General features: G+C 69.7%; 16 protein-coding genes and 1 tRNA gene. 6 read left to right on the top strand and 11 right to left on the bottom strand.

From position 1 onward, the window contains the following. The first annotated feature begins 114 nt into the window (after nt 1-114). Nucleotides 115-1,335, top strand: a complete 1,221-nt coding sequence (locus ACFU9P_RS25075) for an acetyl-CoA C-acetyltransferase (protein WP_384084633.1) — start codon at nt 115-117, stop codon at nt 1,333-1,335. A gap of 352 nt (nt 1,336-1,687) precedes the next feature. Further along, complete coding sequence (locus ACFU9P_RS25070; RefSeq protein ID WP_376375922.1) at nt 1,688-2,662, top strand: hypothetical protein; 975 nt, start codon at nt 1,688-1,690, stop codon at nt 2,660-2,662. A gap of 61 nt (nt 2,663-2,723) precedes the next feature. On the opposite strand, the gene ACFU9P_RS25065 is transcribed toward ACFU9P_RS25070, so the two are convergent. Beyond that, a complete protein-coding gene (locus tag ACFU9P_RS25065; protein ID WP_384084629.1) occupies nt 2,724-3,044 on the bottom strand; it encodes a hypothetical protein in 321 nt (106 codons plus the stop codon). A 133-nt stretch (nt 3,045-3,177) separates the two neighbouring features. On the opposite strand from ACFU9P_RS25065, the gene ACFU9P_RS25060 reads away from it, so the two are divergent. Further along, nucleotides 3,178-3,408, top strand: a complete 231-nt coding sequence (locus tag ACFU9P_RS25060) for a DUF4287 domain-containing protein (protein WP_376375926.1) — start codon at nt 3,178-3,180, stop codon at nt 3,406-3,408. A gap of 110 nt (nt 3,409-3,518) precedes the next feature. Here the strand turns inward: ACFU9P_RS25060 and ACFU9P_RS25055 are convergent, their stop codons facing one another. Further along, on the bottom strand, nt 3,519-4,397 hold the full coding sequence (locus ACFU9P_RS25055; protein ID WP_376375928.1) for a Bax inhibitor-1/YccA family protein: 879 nt from the start codon (nt 4,395-4,397) through the stop codon (nt 3,519-3,521). Nucleotides 4,398-4,607: 210 nt separating this feature from the next. Between ACFU9P_RS25055 and ACFU9P_RS25050 the strand changes: the two genes are divergently transcribed. Continuing rightward, entirely contained in the window at nt 4,608-5,309 is a 702-nt protein-coding gene (locus tag ACFU9P_RS25050) for a tetratricopeptide repeat protein (RefSeq protein ID WP_384084626.1), read from the top strand. 34 nt (nt 5,310-5,343) lie between these two features. Here the strand turns inward: ACFU9P_RS25050 and ACFU9P_RS25045 are convergent. Beyond that, nucleotides 5,344-5,426, bottom strand: a tRNA-Leu gene (locus ACFU9P_RS25045). Nucleotides 5,427-5,885: 459 nt separating this feature from the next. On the opposite strand from ACFU9P_RS25045, the gene ACFU9P_RS25040 reads away from it, so the two are divergent. After that, a complete protein-coding gene (locus ACFU9P_RS25040) occupies nt 5,886-6,656 on the top strand; it encodes an ABC transporter ATP-binding protein (RefSeq protein WP_384084623.1) in 771 nt (256 codons plus the stop codon). A gap of 165 nt (nt 6,657-6,821) precedes the next feature. After that, a complete protein-coding gene (locus tag ACFU9P_RS25035; protein WP_384084620.1) occupies nt 6,822-9,389 on the top strand; it encodes an ABC transporter permease in 2,568 nt (855 codons plus the stop codon). Nucleotides 9,390-9,523: 134 nt separating this feature from the next. Here ACFU9P_RS25035 and ACFU9P_RS25030 read toward each other — a convergent pair whose 3' ends face one another. The 8 genes from ACFU9P_RS25030 to eno form a co-directional block, all read right to left on the bottom strand. Then, on the bottom strand, nt 9,524-10,855 hold the full coding sequence (locus tag ACFU9P_RS25030) for a class I SAM-dependent methyltransferase (protein WP_384084807.1): 1,332 nt from the start codon (nt 10,853-10,855) through the stop codon (nt 9,524-9,526). A 331-nt stretch (nt 10,856-11,186) separates the two neighbouring features. Further along, complete coding sequence (locus ACFU9P_RS25025) at nt 11,187-12,575, bottom strand: NAD(P)/FAD-dependent oxidoreductase (protein ID WP_376375936.1); 1,389 nt, start codon at nt 12,573-12,575, stop codon at nt 11,187-11,189. A 386-nt stretch (nt 12,576-12,961) separates the two neighbouring features. Continuing rightward, nucleotides 12,962-13,363: a type II toxin-antitoxin system VapC family toxin gene (locus tag ACFU9P_RS25020; RefSeq protein ID WP_384084617.1), complete on the bottom strand. Its 402-nt coding sequence runs from the start codon at nt 13,361-13,363 to the stop codon at nt 12,962-12,964. Beyond that, nucleotides 13,360-13,656 carry a type II toxin-antitoxin system Phd/YefM family antitoxin gene (locus ACFU9P_RS25015; protein ID WP_384084614.1) on the bottom strand — a complete coding sequence of 99 codons (297 nt, stop codon included), beginning with the start codon at nt 13,654-13,656 and terminating at the stop codon, nt 13,360-13,362. The genes ACFU9P_RS25020 and ACFU9P_RS25015 overlap by 4 nt, the downstream gene beginning before the upstream one ends. Before the next feature lie 63 nt (nt 13,657-13,719). Continuing rightward, nucleotides 13,720-14,673 (bottom strand): exopolyphosphatase, encoded by a 954-nt coding sequence (locus ACFU9P_RS25010; protein WP_384084611.1) that lies wholly within the window; start codon nt 14,671-14,673, stop codon nt 13,720-13,722. Then, nucleotides 14,670-15,227, bottom strand: coding sequence for a DUF501 domain-containing protein (locus ACFU9P_RS25005; protein WP_384084608.1), 558 nt, complete (start codon nt 15,225-15,227; stop codon nt 14,670-14,672). The genes ACFU9P_RS25010 and ACFU9P_RS25005 overlap by 4 nt, the downstream gene beginning before the upstream one ends. A gap of 134 nt (nt 15,228-15,361) precedes the next feature. Next, nucleotides 15,362-15,835, bottom strand: coding sequence for a septum formation initiator family protein (locus ACFU9P_RS25000; RefSeq protein ID WP_384084605.1), 474 nt, complete (start codon nt 15,833-15,835; stop codon nt 15,362-15,364). Nucleotides 15,836-16,016: 181 nt separating this feature from the next. Further along, a complete protein-coding gene (gene eno / locus ACFU9P_RS24995; RefSeq protein ID WP_217308316.1) occupies nt 16,017-17,306 on the bottom strand; it encodes a phosphopyruvate hydratase in 1,290 nt (429 codons plus the stop codon). Between the last annotated feature and the right edge of the window lie 179 nt (nt 17,307-17,485).

Raw genomic sequence — 17,485 nt, 5'->3', positions numbered from 1 at the left:
CCCTGAGCAAGCGCTCAGTGAAGAGGTCCTCATCACACGCCCCGCCCGGTGACCCCCGGGCTACGGGCCGGTAACTTCCACCTCAGCCCCGCCCTCTCTCCTTCAGGAGCCGTGATGCCCGAAGCCGTGATCGTTTCTGCTGCCCGCTCCCCCATCGGCCGGGCCTTCAAGGGGTCGCTCAAGGAGCTGCGGCCCGACGATCTCACCGCCACGATCATCGAGGCCGCGCTCGCCAAGGTCCCCGGGCTGGACCCGCGTGACATCGACGATCTGATGCTCGGCTGCGGTCTGCCCGGTGGCGAGCAGGGGCACAATCTGGGCCGGATCGTCGCCGTACAGCTCGGAATGGACCACCTCCCCGGCTGCACCATCACCCGCTACTGCTCCTCCTCCCTCCAGACGTCCCGGATGGCGCTGCACGCGATCAAGGCCGGCGAGGGCGACGTCTTCATCTCGGCCGGGGTCGAGATGGTCTCCCGCCAGATCAACGGCAGCTCGGACGGTATGCCCGGTACCCACAACCCGCTCTTCGCCGACGCCGAGGCCCGTACCGCCGCCGTCGCGCAGAGCGAGGGCGCGGACTGGCACGACCCGCGCGAGGACGGGCTGATCCCCGACGCGTACATCGCGATGGGCCAGACCGCCGAGAACCTGGCCCGGTACAAGGGCATCACCCGCCGGGAGATGGACGAGTTCGGCGTACGGTCCCAGAACCTCGCCGAGGAGGCCCTCAAGAACGGCTTCTGGGAGCGGGAGATCACGCCCGTGACAACGCCGGACGGCACGGTCGTCGCGAAGGACGACGGACCGCGCCCCGGCGTCACCATGGAGGGCGTACAGGGCCTCAAGCCGGTCTTCCGCCCCGACGGTCTGGTCACGGCCGGCAACTGCTGCCCGCTCAACGACGGCGCCGCCGCCCTCGTGATCATGTCCGACACCAAGGCCCGCGAGCTGGGGCTGACCCCGCTGGCCCGGATCGTCTCCACCGGGGTCACCGCCCTGTCGCCGGAGATCATGGGGTACGGACCGGTCGAGGCGTCCCGGCAGGCGCTCTCGCGCGCCGGGCTGACCATCGGCGACATCGATCTGGTCGAGATCAACGAGGCCTTCGCGGCCCAGGTGATCCCCTCCTACCGGGACCTGGACATCCCGCTGGAGAAGCTGAACGTCAACGGCGGGGCCATCGCCGTCGGCCACCCCTTCGGCATGACGGGCGCCCGGATCACCGGCACGCTGATCAACAGCCTCCAGTTCCACGACAAGCAGTTCGGCCTGGAGACCATGTGCGTCGGCGGCGGCCAGGGCATGGCCATGGTCATCGAGCGCCTGAGCTGACCGCCGAGCCGAGCAGCGAGACGAGCAGCGAAAGCAGGTGACGGACGGCCCCCGGACCGGGAGCCGAAGGGCAGCCCAGAAGCCCCCAAATCGGCGCCGCCGTCGCGGAGAGTAGCCGCTCCGTCCGGAATCGGATGGATAACCCCCACCGATCCCCAGTCGTGACTGAATCTCCCCCAGGATGTGACCTAGTCCCGGGGGAGATTTGTTTGTCCAGGTCAGCGCCACAATGAGGCTAATCAGCAGGCCCAAAGACCTGTCCATTTCGTGACGTAATGCACTGACAGTGGGATCCCGCCCACGACAAGCTGAGGTAGGAAGTCGGGGGTATCGATCGGAACGGGAGTAGTCAGTGAGCGCCATGTCTCTTGCCCTGCTGCTGACCACAGCCGCCGCCACAGCCGTGGGTGTCGCCGCTCTGCACGCCGCCCACGGGCTGCGCAGGCAGGTCAGCGCCCTGCGTGGCGAACTGGCCGCGGCGAACCCGGGCGGCCTCACCGGCGCCGTACCGCAGGCCAGAAGCGCCAGTCATGCCACCCATACCGACGCCATACGCACCGCCGTCGCCGAGGCCCTCGCCGAGGAGCGCGAGCGCGAGCTGGCCGAGGCGCGCGCCTTCTGGGCCGCGCAGGAGGCCCGGGACGCCGCGGACACCCCCTCGCTGCTGGGCGGGCTCGGCGGTCTGGGCGCCGAGGACGGGCCGTTCTACGTACCGCGCCAGATGGACTTCGTGGGTCTTGAGTCCCTGGATCTCGAAGCCGCCGAGGCGCTCGACGAGTTCACCGGCTACCCGGACCTCAGCGGGATCAGCAGTGAGATCAATGAGGTCAGCGAGATCAATGAGGTGAGCGGTGTGGGCGGGTCCGGTGGTGTCGGCGAGGCCGGCGAGTTCACGGAGGACTCGCCGGAGCTGGCCGCCGCCCGGCGCAGGCACCCCTCGCACCCCGACTTCGTACCGGTGCAGACGCCCGTCGTCACCGACCATGAGCGCACCATCACCCGGCTCGAAGAGCTGGCGGAGACCCGTACCGCGCTCGCCGATGTACGGCCGGGCCCGCTGGGCACGCTCGACGTCTATGTGTTCGCGGACGGTACGACGCTCTGTATGACCCCGGGCCACCGCGAGACCGCCGAACGGCTCGCCGAGGCGGTGCGCGCGGGCGACGCCCCGTACCTGCTGGGCGGATCGGGTGTCTCCGGCGCGTACACCCTGACGTTCTCGTACGGCGGCGGTTCGGACCCGGACCCGCACGCCGACGGCGGGAGCGGCGAGGGGGCCGGCGAGCACGTCTACGTCCTCGCGGACCGCGTCATCGCCTCGCTGTAACCATCACCCGCACGAGTGCACAGCTCGCGGCCCGCGACCCGCTGTCGTTCGCGGCCCGCTGTCAGAGCGTCACACGGCGGGCCACCCGCTCGACCGACCGTACGGCCTCGTCCAGTTCCCCCACGGACGGGGCCGTCCGCAGTGCCTCGGCCAGATCCTCCGCCGCGACCGTGAGCTGGTCCGCGACCGCGAACACCCCCGCGTCCGGCATGATCCGCGGCTCCTCGCCGGGGGCGTCCAGCCGCTGGGCGCGTACGGACAGTTCCCTGGCCAGAGCCAGTGCCTCGGCCGCCGCCCCGCGCCGGAGCCGGCTCTGCGGAGCGGCCCGCAGCCGGTCGGCGAATCGGTCCACGGCGGCCGTCAGCGACGTTGTATCGAGCACGCCGCAGACCCTACGCGCCCGCCCGCCGGACCGGGACCGGTGCCGCCAACGGCTACGGGACTGTTGCCAACAGGCCAATGCTCGGGCACGGTGGCGTTAAGGACCAGTACGCGCAGAGCGTCCGGAGGCGCCGATGTCCCTTGTCTTCTCCGAAGAAACCCATCGCAATATGCTCTCCCGCATCCCTCACTGCACCGGTCGTGAGATCTCCGACTGGCTGCGCGCCGTCGAGGAAGGCCCCGCCCTCGTCCGTTTCGAGGAGAAGGTGAGCTGGCTGAGGAGCGAGCACAATCTCGCCTATGGGCACGCGAAGGCGATCGTCCATGAGTACGACCTGAGGCGGGCGGCCCGCCGCCTGCTCTGAACCGACCGGCCAGTCAACGAATACAAACAGATACAAAGCGGAAGGGGTCCGCGGGCTTGTCGCCCACGGACCCCTTCCCTTTGCGCTTACTGCTTTGCCCTGTTGCCGCGTCAGTCGTTGCCTTGCAGGATCGACAGGACCCGCAGCATCTCCAGGTAGATCCACACCAGGGTCAGCGTGAGGCCGAAGGCCGCCAGCCAGGACTCCTCGCGCGGAGCGCCGTACGCGATGCCGTCCTCGACCTGCTTGAAGTCGAGCGCCAGGAAGCACGCGCCGAGGATGATTCCGATGATGCCGAAGATGATGCCCAGACCGCCGCTGCGGAAGCCGAGGCCGTCACCGCCGCCGAAGACGGTGAACAGCAGGTTGACGGCCATCAGGAGCAGGAAGCCCATGGCTGCGGCCATCACGAAGCCGTAGAAGCGGCGGGTGACCCGGATCCAGCGCATCTTGTACGCGAAGAGCACACCGGCGAAGACCGCCATCGTGCCCATGACCGCCTGGACCACCACGCCCGGCGAGATGTACGTGCTCACCGCGCTGCTGATGACGCCGAGGAAGACGCCCTCGAAGGCGGCGTACGCGAGAATCAGCGCCGGAGTCGGCCGGCGCTTGAAGGACTGGACCAGCGAGAGGACCATCGCGATCAGGGCGGCGCCGATCGCGATGCCGTACGACTTGCCGAGGTTGGCCTCGTCGACCGGCAGAAGGACCCACGAGAGAACCGCCGTGAGGACGACCGTGCCCAGCGACATGCCGGTACGGGTCACGACGTCGTCGATCGTCATGACGTCGGTGCGCGCGGGCGCCTGCGGCCCCGCACCGTACGGAGCGCCCTGCTGCGGGGCGTACGGGTTGGTCGCGTAGGGGTTGGTCGCGTACGGGTTCGTTCCTACGGCGGGGCCCCCGGCCGGCGCCGCGTTGAAGCCCGCGTGACCGTTGTCGCGGCTGAAGCCCCGTCGCGAGAAGACCGGGTTACTGCTCCTCATCTCACTCCTCCATGGCCACCCTGCGCGGCCTTGCCACAAGAGTAATAGGGACGCAAAGGGTACGCCCTAGTGCTGGGGGAGGATCTTTCCGGGATCGTGACGTCACACGGGTGCGACGCCTCACTCCAACGGCGGTGGGGCCAACGGTGGGGCTTCATCGGCAGCCTCAGCCCGTCCGGCGGCTGATGCGTCTGCCTAGGATGTCGCCTCGTGCAGCTCGAACGGATAGAACTTCTCGTCGACAGCGGCCGTGCCGACCGGGCACGGGCGGAGCTGGCGAGACTGCTCGCGGCGCAACCTGACGACGTGGGCGCCAGATGCATGCTGGCACGCTGTCACCTCGAATGCCGTGACTACGAAAGCACCCTTGAGGCAGCCGCCGAGGTACTCCGCCTCGACCCCGAGCATCCCTGCTCCTGGTGGCAGCGGGCCCAGGCTTTCGGGCACCTCGGCCGGCTCGACGAGGCCGTGGCGGCCGCCCGTGAGACCGTACGGCTGGACCCTGACGACGTGCGGGCCCATGTCAGCCTGTCCCATTGGCTGGCGTACCACGGACGCCCGTACGAGGCCTTCCAAGTGGCCGGCCGCGCGGTCCGGCTCGGCCCCGACGACCCCGAGGCGCACATGATCCGCGGCACCGCGGCCCGGATGCTCGACCGGTGGGACACCGCGCGCGAATCGTTCGACATCGCACTGGGGCTCGATCCATGGCACGCGGGAACCCAGATCGAACTCGCCCACTGGTACTGGCACGACGGGGACAGGAAGGCCGGCATCCGGCTCCTGCGCCGATTGCTGTCCGAGGAACCGAACAACGAGGACGCGCTGTACATGCTCAAGAGCATGTCGGGCAAGGGACGGATCATGATGGCGCTACTGCGCTGGTTGGAGCGGATCCCCACCGAGCGCTGACCGTCCAACACCGCCGACCGTTTCGCGTGTGATGTGCCCGGAACCGGACTTGAACCGGTACGCCCCCGAGGGGCAGCGAGGTTTAAGCTCGCCGTGTCTGCATTCCACCATCCGGGCACGCGCGACGCCGCGTTGGCACATGAGCCTATCGGGACACACCACTCGAACAGCCGAGCGGCAACCCGATGTTGTCTTATTTTATTGACGTCTGAGGGTGCGTCAGGGCACGTACGGAGCCATCCGCACATGCCGGGCGCGGGTGGTCATCTCGTCCTCCTGCCCGCAGGAATGACGAAAAGTCGCCGCCCGGTCACTCATTTGGCACAGTCGCGGGTTCACTGCGGGTCCTTCGCGGGTCCTCCGTGGGTCCTCCATCGGTCCCCGCCGGCCCCGCAGTGGGCCTCCAACTCCGGGTGAAGGCGTCTCAGGGGCTGTGTCATACCGCAGGAGGAGGGCGGCGCCCGGCGGTCAGACCCAAGAGGGCCCCGGGAACGGGCATCGGGACGGACGACTCGCGCTCCGGCGCCCAAGAGGATGGAGACGTTCCCACAGCGCATCCGACAGGAGAGTTCCCCCGTGACCACCACCCCGATCGCCCACCGCGCCACCGCGGTGGCCGCGCGCGCCTCCGAGCTGTCGAAGGTCTATGGACAGGGCGAGACCCAGGTGGTCGCCCTCGACCGGGTCACCGTGGACTTCGTCCAGGGTGAATTCACCGCGATCATGGGGCCTTCGGGCTCCGGCAAGTCCACCCTGATGCACTGCGTCGCCGGTCTCGACAGCTTCAGCAGCGGGTCCGTACGGCTCGGTGACACCGAACTGTCCACGCTCAAGGACAAGCAGCTCACCCAGTTGCGCCGGGACAAGATCGGCTTCATCTTCCAGGCGTTCAATCTGCTGCCGACGCTGACGGCTCTGGAGAACATCACGCTTCCGATGGACATAGCCGGCCGCAAGCCGGACAAGCAGTGGCTCGACCAGGTGATCGCGATGATCGGTCTCGCCGACCGGCTCAGTCACCGGCCCACCCAGCTCTCCGGCGGTCAGCAGCAGCGTGTGGCCGTCGCCCGCGCGCTGGCCTCCCAGCCGGAGATCATCTTCGGCGACGAACCGACCGGCAATCTGGACTCGCGGGCCGGCGCCGAGGTGCTGGGCTTCCTGCGCAACTCGGTACGGGAGCTGGGGCAGACGGTCGTCGTGGTGACCCACGACCCGGTCGCCGCCTCCTACTCGGACCGGGTGATCTTCCTCGCCGACGGCCAGATAGTCGACGAGATGCTGCACCCGAGCGCCGAGGGCGTACTAGACCGGATGAAGGCCTTCGACGCCAAGGGCCGTACGAGCTGACGCCGGATCACCCGGCACCTTCCACCCACGGCACCCGCACGCCCGTAGCACCCACGGCCCCCGCCCCGTATCCGTACCCGCGCACCCGTACCGGCCGCCCGCGCCCCACACCCGCGCGCTCTCCCGTACCTCACTCGCCCGGCCCATTCCACCAGGACTCCCACCATGTTCCGTACCGCCCTGCGCACTGTGCTCGCGCACAAGGCCAGACTGCTGATGACCGTGCTCGCCGTCATGCTCGGCGTGGCCTTCGTCTCCGGCACCCTGGTCTTCACCGACACCATCGGCAACGCCTTCCGCAACCAGTCGGCCAAGAGCTACAAGGACGTCGCCGTCGCCGTCTCGTCGCACGACAGCCGCGACAACGGCAGACGCCCCGTCAACGGCGAGAAGAAGGGCGGGGAGAAGAAGAGCCCCGGCCTCAGCGAGCAGACGCTGAAGAAGATCGGCGCCGTCGAGGGCGTCGCCTCGGTCACCGGCCGTGTCGACGGCTTCGCCGGGGTCGCCGACCCGGACGGCAAGCTCATCGGCAACGGCTGGGCCACCACCGGTGGCAACTTCGCGCCCGGCGCGGACGGCAAGGACCCCGCGTACACCTTCACCACCGGCTCGGGCCCCGTCCGCGACGACCAGATCGCGCTCGACAAGGCCACGGCCGCGACGGGCGAGTACAAGGTCGGCGACCGGGTGCGTGTCGCCACCAACGGTCCGGTACAGGAGTTCACCCTCGCCGGCATCTTCACCACCGAGGACGGCGCGGTCAACGCGGGCGGCAGCCTCGTACTCTTCGACACCGCCGTCGCCCAGAAGCTCTATCTGGAGCCCGGCTACTTCATGGACGCCACGGTCGCCGCGGCGCCCGGCGCCTCCGACAGCGCGATCCTGAGCCAGGTCAAGGGCCTGCTCGGCGACAACGCCGAGGCGCAGACCGGCAAGCAGCTCGCCGACCAGCAGGCCGCGGACATCGAGTCGGGGCTCTCCGCCCTCAATCAGATGCTGCTCGCCTTCGCCGCCATCGCCCTGTTCGTCGGGGTGTTCCTGATCTCCAACACCTTCACCATGCTGGTCGCCCAGCGCACCAAGGAGCTGGCGCTGCTGCGCGCCGTCGGCGCCTCCCGCCGCCAGGTCAAGCGCTCGGTGCTGGCCGAGGCGGCGGTCGTCGGCGCGATCGCCTCGGCGGTCGGCTTCCTGCTCGGTCTCGGTCTGGCGACCGGACTGCGGTCCGCGTTGGGCGCGTTCGGCGCGCGGATGCCCGCAGGTCCGCTGGTGGTCTCGCCGACCGCGGTCGGCGCGGCCTTCGCGGTCGGTGTGCTGATCACCCTGATCGCGGCCTGGCTGCCCGCCCGCAGGGCCGCGAAGATCCCGCCGGTGGCGGCGATGAGCAGTGTGCACGCGGTGGCCACCACCCGGTCGCTGGTCGTACGGAACTCCATCGGCGGGGTGCTCACTCTGCTCGGCGCGGCCCTGATCATCGGGGGCGCGGCGGCGGGCGCCGACGACGGCCGGCTGCTGATCGGCGGCGGCGCGTTCCTGACGATGATCGGTGTCATCGTGCTGATCCCGCTGCTCTCACGGCCGGTGATCGCGCTCGTACGGCCGCTGCTGCACCGGGTGTTCGGGGTCGCCGGCAAGCTGGCGGGGCAGAACGCGGTCCGCAATCCGCGCCGTACCGGAGCCACCGCCTCCGCACTGGCCATCGGGCTCACCCTGGTCACCGGTCTCACCGTGATCGGTGTCACCATCGGCCAGGCCGTGGACAAGATGACCACGGACAACATCAGGGCCGACTACATGGTCACCATGGCGAGCGGCGGCCCGTTGGACCAGTCGGCGCTGACCGCGCTGGAGAAGGTCCCCGGCGTGACCGCGCTCTCCCCGCAGCAGGCCACCTCACTGGAGATCAAGGGGCAGTTCAGCGCCGCCTCCGCGGTCACCCCCGGCGACATCGAGCAGGTCTTTGCCTTCAACGGTCTCTCCGGTTCGCTGGACTCCCTGAAGGAGGGCGCGATCGCGGTCGCCGACAAGACCGCCGAGTCCAACGGCTGGAACCCCGGCGACACCGTCGAAGTGACCTACGTCGACGGCAAGTCCGCGCGGCTGAAGGTCGGCGCGGTCTACCAGGCGAACGAGTTCCTGTCGCCGCTGCTGATCTCCCGCGACCTGATCACCCCGCACGAGACCAAGCCGCACATACCCGAGATCTGGGTGAAGATGGACGGGGGCGCGAGCGCCGCCCATGAGCAGGCGCTGGTGGACGCGCTGGGCGACAACCCGGGCATCGTTTTCAACGACCAGCAGGACATCAGGAACACCTTCGGCGGCTTCATCAACACCGCGCTGAACATCTTGTACGGCCTGCTGGGCATGGCCCTGATCATCGCCGTCCTCGGAGTCGTCAACACCCTGGCGATGTCGGTCTTCGAGCGGCAGCAGGAGATCGGCATGCTGCGGGCGATCGGCCTGGACCGCCGCAAGGTCAAGCGGATGATCCGGCTGGAGGCCGTGGTGATCTCGCTCTTCGGCGCGGTGATCGGGGTGGGGCTCGGGTCCTTCCTGGCCTGGGCGATCGGCGAGACCTTCAAGGACTCGATCCCGGGGTACGCCCTGGTCATCCCGTGGGACCGGATCGGGATCTTCCTGGTGCTGGCCGGGCTGGTGGGAGTGCTGGCCGCGCTCTGGCCGGCGCGCAGCGCCGCGAGGCTGAACATGCTGACGGCGATCAAGACGGAGTAGGCACGGATGGCACGGACAGGCACGGATGGGCACGGCGCAGCCGGTAGGTGATGTGCCGTACGAAGGGCCGGATCCCCGCACGGGGTCCGGCCCTTCCGTTCCGGCCCTTCCTGCTAGGCCGTGTCACACACGGACTATGCCCCCCAGACCCGGGCGCGCCTCGGCATCCCGGAGACCCCGTTCTCCGGGGTCTTCACGGCCAGGATCTGGTTGACGCCGATCCTGTTGTGCTCGAAGGAGACCGCCGACGCGGCCATGTAGAGGCGCCAGACCCGGGCGCGGCCGGGGGAGGTGCTCCGTACCGCCCGGTCCCAGTGCTTCTCCAGGTTCGCCACCCAGCGGCGCAGGGTCAGCGCGTAGTGCTCGCGGATCGACTCCACGTCGCGGGCCTCGAAGCCCGCCTCCTCCAGCGTGGCCACGGTCCGCCCGAGCGGGGCCAGCTCGCCGTCGGGGAAGACGTACGCGTCGATGAACTCGTCGACGCGGTAGGCCTCTTCGTCCGGTTCGGGGCGGCGGGCGATCTGGTGGTTGAGCAGCCGCCCGCCCGGCTTGAGGAGGGCGTAGAGGTCGTCGGCGTACTCGCGGTAGCGGACGGAGCCGACGTGTTCGGCCATGCCGATGGAGGAGATCGCGTCGTACGGGCCGTCCCTGACGTCCCGGTAGTCCTGGACGCGGATCTCGATCAGGTCGGCCAGCCCCTCCTCCGCGATGCGCTTGCGCGCGTACGTCGCCTGTTCCCGGGAGAGCGTGACCCCGGTGACGCGGACGCCGTACTCGCGGGCGGCGTGGATGGCCATGGAGCCCCAGCCGCAGCCCACGTCGAGCAGCCGCTGCCCCTCCGTCAGTGCGAGCTTGCGGCAGATCAGGTCGAGCTTGTCGCGCTGTGCGTCTTCGAGGGTGAACTCGCCGCCGTCGGCATCCTTGCCGCCGTCGCTGCCGCCGCCGTTGTCCCAGTAGGCGCACGAGTAGACCATGGACGGGCCGAGCACCAGCTCGTAGAAGTCGTTGCCCACGTCGTAGTGGTGGCTGATCGCCTGCCTGTCGCGGCGCTTGGTGTGCAGGGCTCCGGAGCGCCGCCGTACCTCCTCGGCCGGCGGGGCGGGCGGCGGCCAGGGTCCCGCGATGCGCAGCAGTTCGGCCCCGGCGGCGCGCATCCGGGGGTCGCGTACGGGATGGACCGTGTCCTTGGCGTCGGCGCCCCGCTCCCAGAGGAGCCCGGCGAGCCGGTCGAGGACCGCGTACAGATCGCCGTCCACATCGATCTCACCGGCCACCCAGGCGCGGGCGAGTCCCAGCTCGCCGGGCTTCCACAGGAGCCGGCGCAGGGCACGGCGGTTACGGATGATCAGGGCCGGGGCGTCCGGGGGACCCGATTCGCTGCCGTCCCAGGCGCGGATACGGACCGGGAGCGGGGCTCCCAGCAACTCTTCGGCGAGAGTGGTCAGCCGCAGCGCGGCGTCGGCCATGGCGCACACCTCCGTGGTGGCGGATACGGACATGCTCAACACCACGTAAACACCGGTCGGGTACGGATGCAGTCCCGGCGGCTCGCAATGGGCGGGCAAAATGGCTGCATCCACCACACACTTTCGTGGCGGTGTGCGCTGTTTATCCCCCGCCACGGCGGGCGGACACGAGGCGGACGCGAGGCACATTCGAGGCGGACACCAGGCGGACACGAGGCAGATACGAGAAAAGCCGCCCGCACCACGGATGGCGGGCGGCCCTTCTCGTACTCGTATGCCAGTTGTTGTGCCGTACGCGCTGTTGTGCCGTACGCGGTTGCCGGACCCGGCGTCAGGACGCCTTGGCCTTCTCCGGGGTCTGCGTGACGGCGGCGACGGCCGGCGGGTTGGGCTTGGCGGCCTCGTAGAACTCCTCGCGCGGAGTCTCCATCGCGCCGAGCGAGACGACCTCGCGCTTGAGGAACATCGCCAGCGTCCAGTCGGCGAAGACCCGGATCTTGCGGTTCCAGGTCGGCATGGCCAGACCGTGGTAGGTGCGGTGCATGTACCACGCGAGCCGGCCGCGGAGCCTGATCTTCATCTTGCCCATGACGATCATCGCGACGCCCTTGTGCAGACCGAGACCGGCGACGGCGCCCTTGTTGGCGTGGCTGTACTCCTTCTGCGGGAAGCCCCGCATACCGGAGATGACGTTGTCGCCGAGGACACGGGCCTGGCGCAGGGCGTGCTGGGCGTTCGGCGGGCACCAGGCGTTCTCGACCCCGGCCCGGCGGGCGGCGGCGTCCGGGACCTGGGCGTTGTCGCCGGCGGCCCAGATGTAGTCGGTGCCGCGCACCTGGAGCTTCTCGCTGGTGTCGACATGGCCGCGCGGGCCGAGCGGCAGACCGTACCGGGTGAGCGCCGGGTTGGGCTTGACGCCGGCGGTCCACACGATGGTGTTGGAGTCGACCTCCACGCCGTTGTTCAGCACGACATGGCCGTCGACGCAGGAGTCCATACCGGTCTTGAGGTAGACCTCGACACCGCGGCTCTCAAGGTGCTCCTTGCCCCAGGTGCCCAGCTTCGGGCCGACCTCGGGAAGGATCTTGTCGGCGACATCAACGAGCAGGAAGCGCATGTCCTCGCGCTTGACGCTGGTGTAGTACTTGGCCGCGTCGCGCGCCAGGTCCTCGACCTCACCGACGGTCTCCGCGCCGGCGAAGCCGCCGCCCACGAAGACGAAGGTGAGCGCCTTGCGGCGGACGTCCTCGTCGGTGGTGGAGTCGGCCTTGTCGAGCTGCTCCAGAACGTGGTTGCGCAGCCCGATGGCCTCTTCGATCCCCTTCATACCGATGCCCTGCTCGGCGAGGCCGGGGATCGGGAAGGTACGGGAGACCGCGCCGAGCGCCACGATCAGATAGTCGAAGGGCAGCTCGTACGCCTCGCCGACGAGCGGGGCGACCGTGGCGACCTTGCGGTCCTGGTCGATGGTGGTGACTCGGCCGGTGAGCACCTCAGCCTTGGGCAGCACGCGTCGCAGCGGTACGACGACATGCCGAGGCGAAATGCTGCCGGCGGCGGCTTCGGGGAGGAAGGGCTGGTACGTCATGTACGAGCGCGGGTCCACGACCGTGAGGGTCGCCTCCCCGTAGCGCATCTTCTTCAGAATGCGACGAGCTGCGTACAGGCCTACGTACCCACCGCCTACAACGAGGATCCTGGGACGCTCCGTGGTGCTCATGCCATCGAGTATCCACCCCCCTCGGAGGGGGTGCTCGTGAGCCCCTTCACAAGGTCATCGCTCTATGGTGCTACACTGCGCGGCTCACGTGATCGACATCATGCCGACCCCGGGGAACCACGCGCCCCGCCCGGTCGTTGCTCACCCCTTGTGAGCTGGCCCTCCGCCCTCGCGGGCCCCCGAACCACCCATCCGGTTCATCCGCCCGTAACGAGTCCGGAACCGCCCGGTATAAGGCCCCGGTGCCCCTCCAACACCCTTGAGCGACCACATGGATCGCCCACGGCACCCAAGAGGATCGAATTCCTTGTGAAGAACTTCACGAACTTTCTTCCGGGCCCCGCCGCGAACGCCCGAGCCACCCCCGGAACGAGGTCGCGCACCCGTCAGCCGCGCGGGCTGACGATCTCGAAGCCGGCGTCCTTGCCGGCGGCGGCCAACCGGTCGTCGTAGGTCGCCAGGCCCGTCACATCCGTCCCGAGCACCCGGGCGGTGGCCAGATGGACAGCGTCCAGTGAACGCAGCATGCGATCCGGTTCGTTCATCGCCGCGTCCACAATGTCGTCGTCGATGCTGACGAAGTCGAAGGCGAGAAGCAGATCCCGCGCGTCGGGCAGCAAGGCCGGGAACACCCTTGTGACCGCTCGCATCACGTCGATGCGGAGAAGCGTCGAGCTCACCCATGTCGCACCCGTGGCTCTGTCGTAGAACTCGGCGAACGCCTTGGAGTGGCTCTCCTCCACCAGCAGCTTCAGCGCCGCGGAGGTGTCGACGTAATAGAGACTCACCAGGGCTCCTCGTCCCGCAACGCGGCCAGCGCGTCACCCAGCCGGTCAGTGCCGTCACCCGCCCGCATCCGCGGCCGGTAGCCGGGGCGCACCGCGGCCCGCACCTTGCCCTCCGCCGCGAGCCGGTCCAGCACCGGCGTCGCCTCCCGCTCCTCCACCGGCACGATCCGCGCCACCAGGCGACCGTACTCGGTCACGTCGACCGTCTCGCCGTGCCGGACCCGAGCCAGCACCTCACTCGTCCTGTGGCGCAGCTCCCGCAGACCCACGGCATGCTCGTTAAGGGCTACCATGCAGCAAAGGTATCACAATTTTGTGGCACAACTGAGCCGACCCGGCTCATCGCGGCCGGGCAGCTAGCGCGCGTCCTCCGCGGCCTTCCAGGCGATGCCGTCCAGGATGTCGTGTTCGCTGACGACGACTTCCGGGGCGGACGTCCGTTCCATGATGGACAGGAGGACGAGGGCGCCGGCGCCGATGACGTCGGTGCGGCCCGGGTGCATGACGGGGATGGCGGCGCGTTCGGCGTGGGTGGCGGTGAGCAGGTGATCGGTGATGGACCTGACCTGCTCGTAGGGGATACGGGCGTGATGGATCGCGGCCGGGTCGTACGCGCGCAGCCCCAGGGCGATACCGGCCACCGTGGTCACCGAGCCGGCGAGGCCGACCAGGGTGCGGGGTTCCCGCAGGGGGACCGTACGTTCGGCGAGGTCGAGGGCCGCGTCGATGTCCGCGCGTATGGCGGCGATCTCGGCCGCGCTGGGCGGATCGCTGATGACACCGTTCCGCAGGAGGTGCCGCTCGGTGAGCCGTACGCAGCCGATGTCCACCGAGCGCGCGGCCCGTACCCGGTCGTCTCCCACCACGAACTCGGTCGAGCCGCCGCCGATGTCCACGACCAGATAGCTGTCCCGGCCCGGCAGTTCCCTGGTGGCGCCGGTGAAGGAGAACTCCGCCTCCTGGTCGCCGGTGATCACCTCGGGCTCCACGCCCAGGATGTCCAGGACCCCGTGGACGAACTCGTCGCGGTTCTCGGCGTCGCGCGAGGCGGAGGTGGCCACGAAGCGGACCCGCTCGGCGCCGTGTTCCTTGATGACGGCGGCGTACTCACGACAGGCCTCGAAGGTACGCTCCAGCGCTTCGGGGGCGAGCCGGCCGGTCCTGTCCACGCCCTGGCCGAGCCGGACGATCCTCATCCGCCGGTCGAGATCGGTCAGTTGGCCCGTACGTTCGCCCGTACCGGAGGGGACGTCGGCGACCAGCAGGCGGATCGAGTTCGTACCGCAGTCGACGGCGGCGACCCGGGTCACGCGCGCTCCTCCTGCCCATGCCGGGAAACCCCCGAGGCCGCACACGGCGTCACGCACGGCCCCTTCGCCCACCACTCCGGCAGCATCGCCAGCGCCTCGTCCCCCAGCGGGTTCACCCCGGGCCCCGCCGCCAGCGAGTGCCCGACCAGGACGTGCAGGCACTTCACCCGGTCCGGCATCCCGCCCGCGCTGGGGAAGCCCTCCAGCACCTCGATGGCGTCACGGCGCGCCAGATAGTCCTCGTGCGCCGCGCGGTACGCCGCCGCCAGTTCGGGGTCGGCCGCGAGGCGCTCGGTCATCTCCTTCATGACGCCGTTCGCCTCCAGCGTGCCGATGGCCGAGGCGGCGCGCGGGCAGGTCAGGTAGTACGTCGTGGGGAAGGGCGTGCCGTCGGGGAGCCGGGGCGCGGTCTCGACCACATCCGGCTGCCCGCAGGGGCAGCGGTGCGCGATGGCCCGCAGGCCGCGCGGCGGGCGGCCGAGCTGTTCCTCGAACGCGGCGACGTCCGCCTCGGTGGGTTCGGTGCGTTCGGTCTGCGGGGGAGGGGTGTCCATGCCTGCCTTGGTTCTGCGTGCGATTGTGCGTACGTACCGGTCCTGAGATGTCTCAAGGACCCGACTGTCTACGAGTGGTGCCGTCCATAAGTGGTGGCTGCGAGTGGTGGCTGCGAGTCGTGGCTACGAGTGTGCTACCGCTCCGGGCGGTCCGCGTTGTCCACGTCCTCCAGGACATTCGAGTACCAGGGGCGGTCCGTCGCCTCCCGGTCCTCCTGGCGCTTCCGCGCCGCGTCCGGGTCGATCATGGTGTATCCGGTCTCCCCCGGCATCACATAGTGGAGATGCTCCCGGGCCAGCCGCTGGATGTACGCGTCGTCCTGCAGCCGCGCCTTCTCGTCGCGCAGCTCCTCGACCCGCTGCCGGGCCTCGCGGGTCAGCCGCTCCTGCTCGGCGATCTCGTTCCGCTGCGACACGAACTGCCGTGTCGGATACGCGAGCGCCACCACCAGTGTGCACATGACCAGGGCGAGAAAGGCCGCCCGGCCGGTGAGCCGGGAGCGGCGGTCCTGGCGGCGGTTCTGCGAGCGGTAGACACGGGCGGCGGTCTGCTCGCCGAGCAGCCGCAGCCTGGTCGCGGTGGAGAACCGGTCCCGGTTCCCGGCCATGGCTCGCCTCCCCTGTCATGTACGTACGTCCCCGGACACGGTACGGGACCGGGGCCGGGGACGTACGACGACGGGCGGTACGGGACGGGCAGGAGGGCACCGGCGGGACGCCCCCCGGCTGCCGCGACCGCGCCGCGCCGGCGCTCATGCGGAGCGCAAGCCCTGCGCGGGCCGTGCGGCCTTACGCGGAGCGGAACCGCGGGAACGCGCTGCGCCCCGCGTACACCGCCGCGTCGTCGAGGATCTCCTCGATCCGCAGCAGCTGGTTGTACTTGGCGACGCGGTCCGAGCGGGCCGGGGCGCCGGTCTTGATCTGGCCGCAGTTCACCGCGACGGCCAGGTCGGCGATCGTGACGTCCTCGGTCTCGCCGGACCGGTGGGACATCATGCACTTGAAGCCGTTGCGCTGCGCCAGTTCGACCGCGTCCAGGGTCTCGGTCAGCGAGCCGATCTGGTTGACCTTGACGAGCAGGGCGTTCGCCGAGCCCTCCTCGATACCGCGCGCCAGCCGCTCCGGGTTGGTCACGAACAGGTCGTCGCCGACGATCTGCACCTTGGAGCCGAGCTTGTCCGTGATGACCTTCCAGCCGGCCCAGTCGTCCTCGAAGAGCGGGTCCTCGATGGAGACGAGCGGGTACGCGGCGACCAGCTCCTCGTAGTACTCGGTCATCTCGGCGGCCGAGCGCGACTTGCCCTCGAACTCGTACGAGCCGTCCTTGTAGAACTCGGACGCGGCGACGTCGAGCGCGAGCGCGATGTCGCGGCCGGGAACGTAACCGGCTTCCTTGATGGCCTCGAGGATCAGGTCGAGCGCGGCGCGGTTGGACTCCAGGTTCGGCGCGAAGCCGCCCTCGTCGCCCAGGCCGGTGGAGAGGCCCTTCTGCTTCAGGACCTTCTTGAGGGTGTGGTAGACCTCGGCGCCCCAGCGCAGCGCCTCGGAGAAGGACTCCGCGCCGATCGGGGCGATCATGAACTCCTGGATGTCCACATTGGAGTCGGCGTGCGAGCCACCGTTCAGGATGTTCATCATCGGAACGGGCAGCAGGTGCGCGTTCGGGCCGCCCAGGTAGCGGAAGAGCGGGAGGTCGGAGGCCTCGGAGGCGGCGTGCGCGACGGCGAGGGAGACACCGAGGATCGCGTTGGCGCCCAGCGAGCCCTTGTTCTCGGTGGCGTCCAGATCGATCATGGCCTGGTCGATCAGACGCTGCTCGGTGGCGTCGTAGCCCACCAGCTCCGGGCCGAGCTGCTCGATGACCGCGAGGACGGCCTTCTCGACCCCCTTGCCCAGGTAGCGCTTGGGGTCTCCGTCACGGAGTTCCACGGCCTCGAACGCACCGGTGGAGGCACCGGAGGGGACGGCAGCACGGCCGGTGCTGCCGTCGTCGAGGCCGACCTCGACCTCGACCGTGGGGTTGCCTCGGGAGTCCAGGATTTCCCGGGCTACGACGACGTCGATGGACGGCACGAGCATCTCCTTCTGGGATGTGACGCGTGGAGTGCAGGGCCTCATTGGCCTTGCGGCACGAGCCTAACCGCCCGGGGGGTACGGGCCTGTCGGCGCCCGCCCGCTGGGACGGAATGAGCACCCGAGCGCGCCCGAGCGCCCTTGGACAGGCCCCGGGGCGGGGGGGGGGGGAGGGGGGGCGCGGC

The organism is Streptomyces sp. NPDC057617 (assembly GCF_042800555.1).
GTDB lineage: Bacteria > Actinomycetota > Actinomycetes > Streptomycetales > Streptomycetaceae > Streptomyces.
Note: the sequence above shows the minus strand (reverse complement) of the source record. Positions and strands in the feature narration are given on the sequence as shown.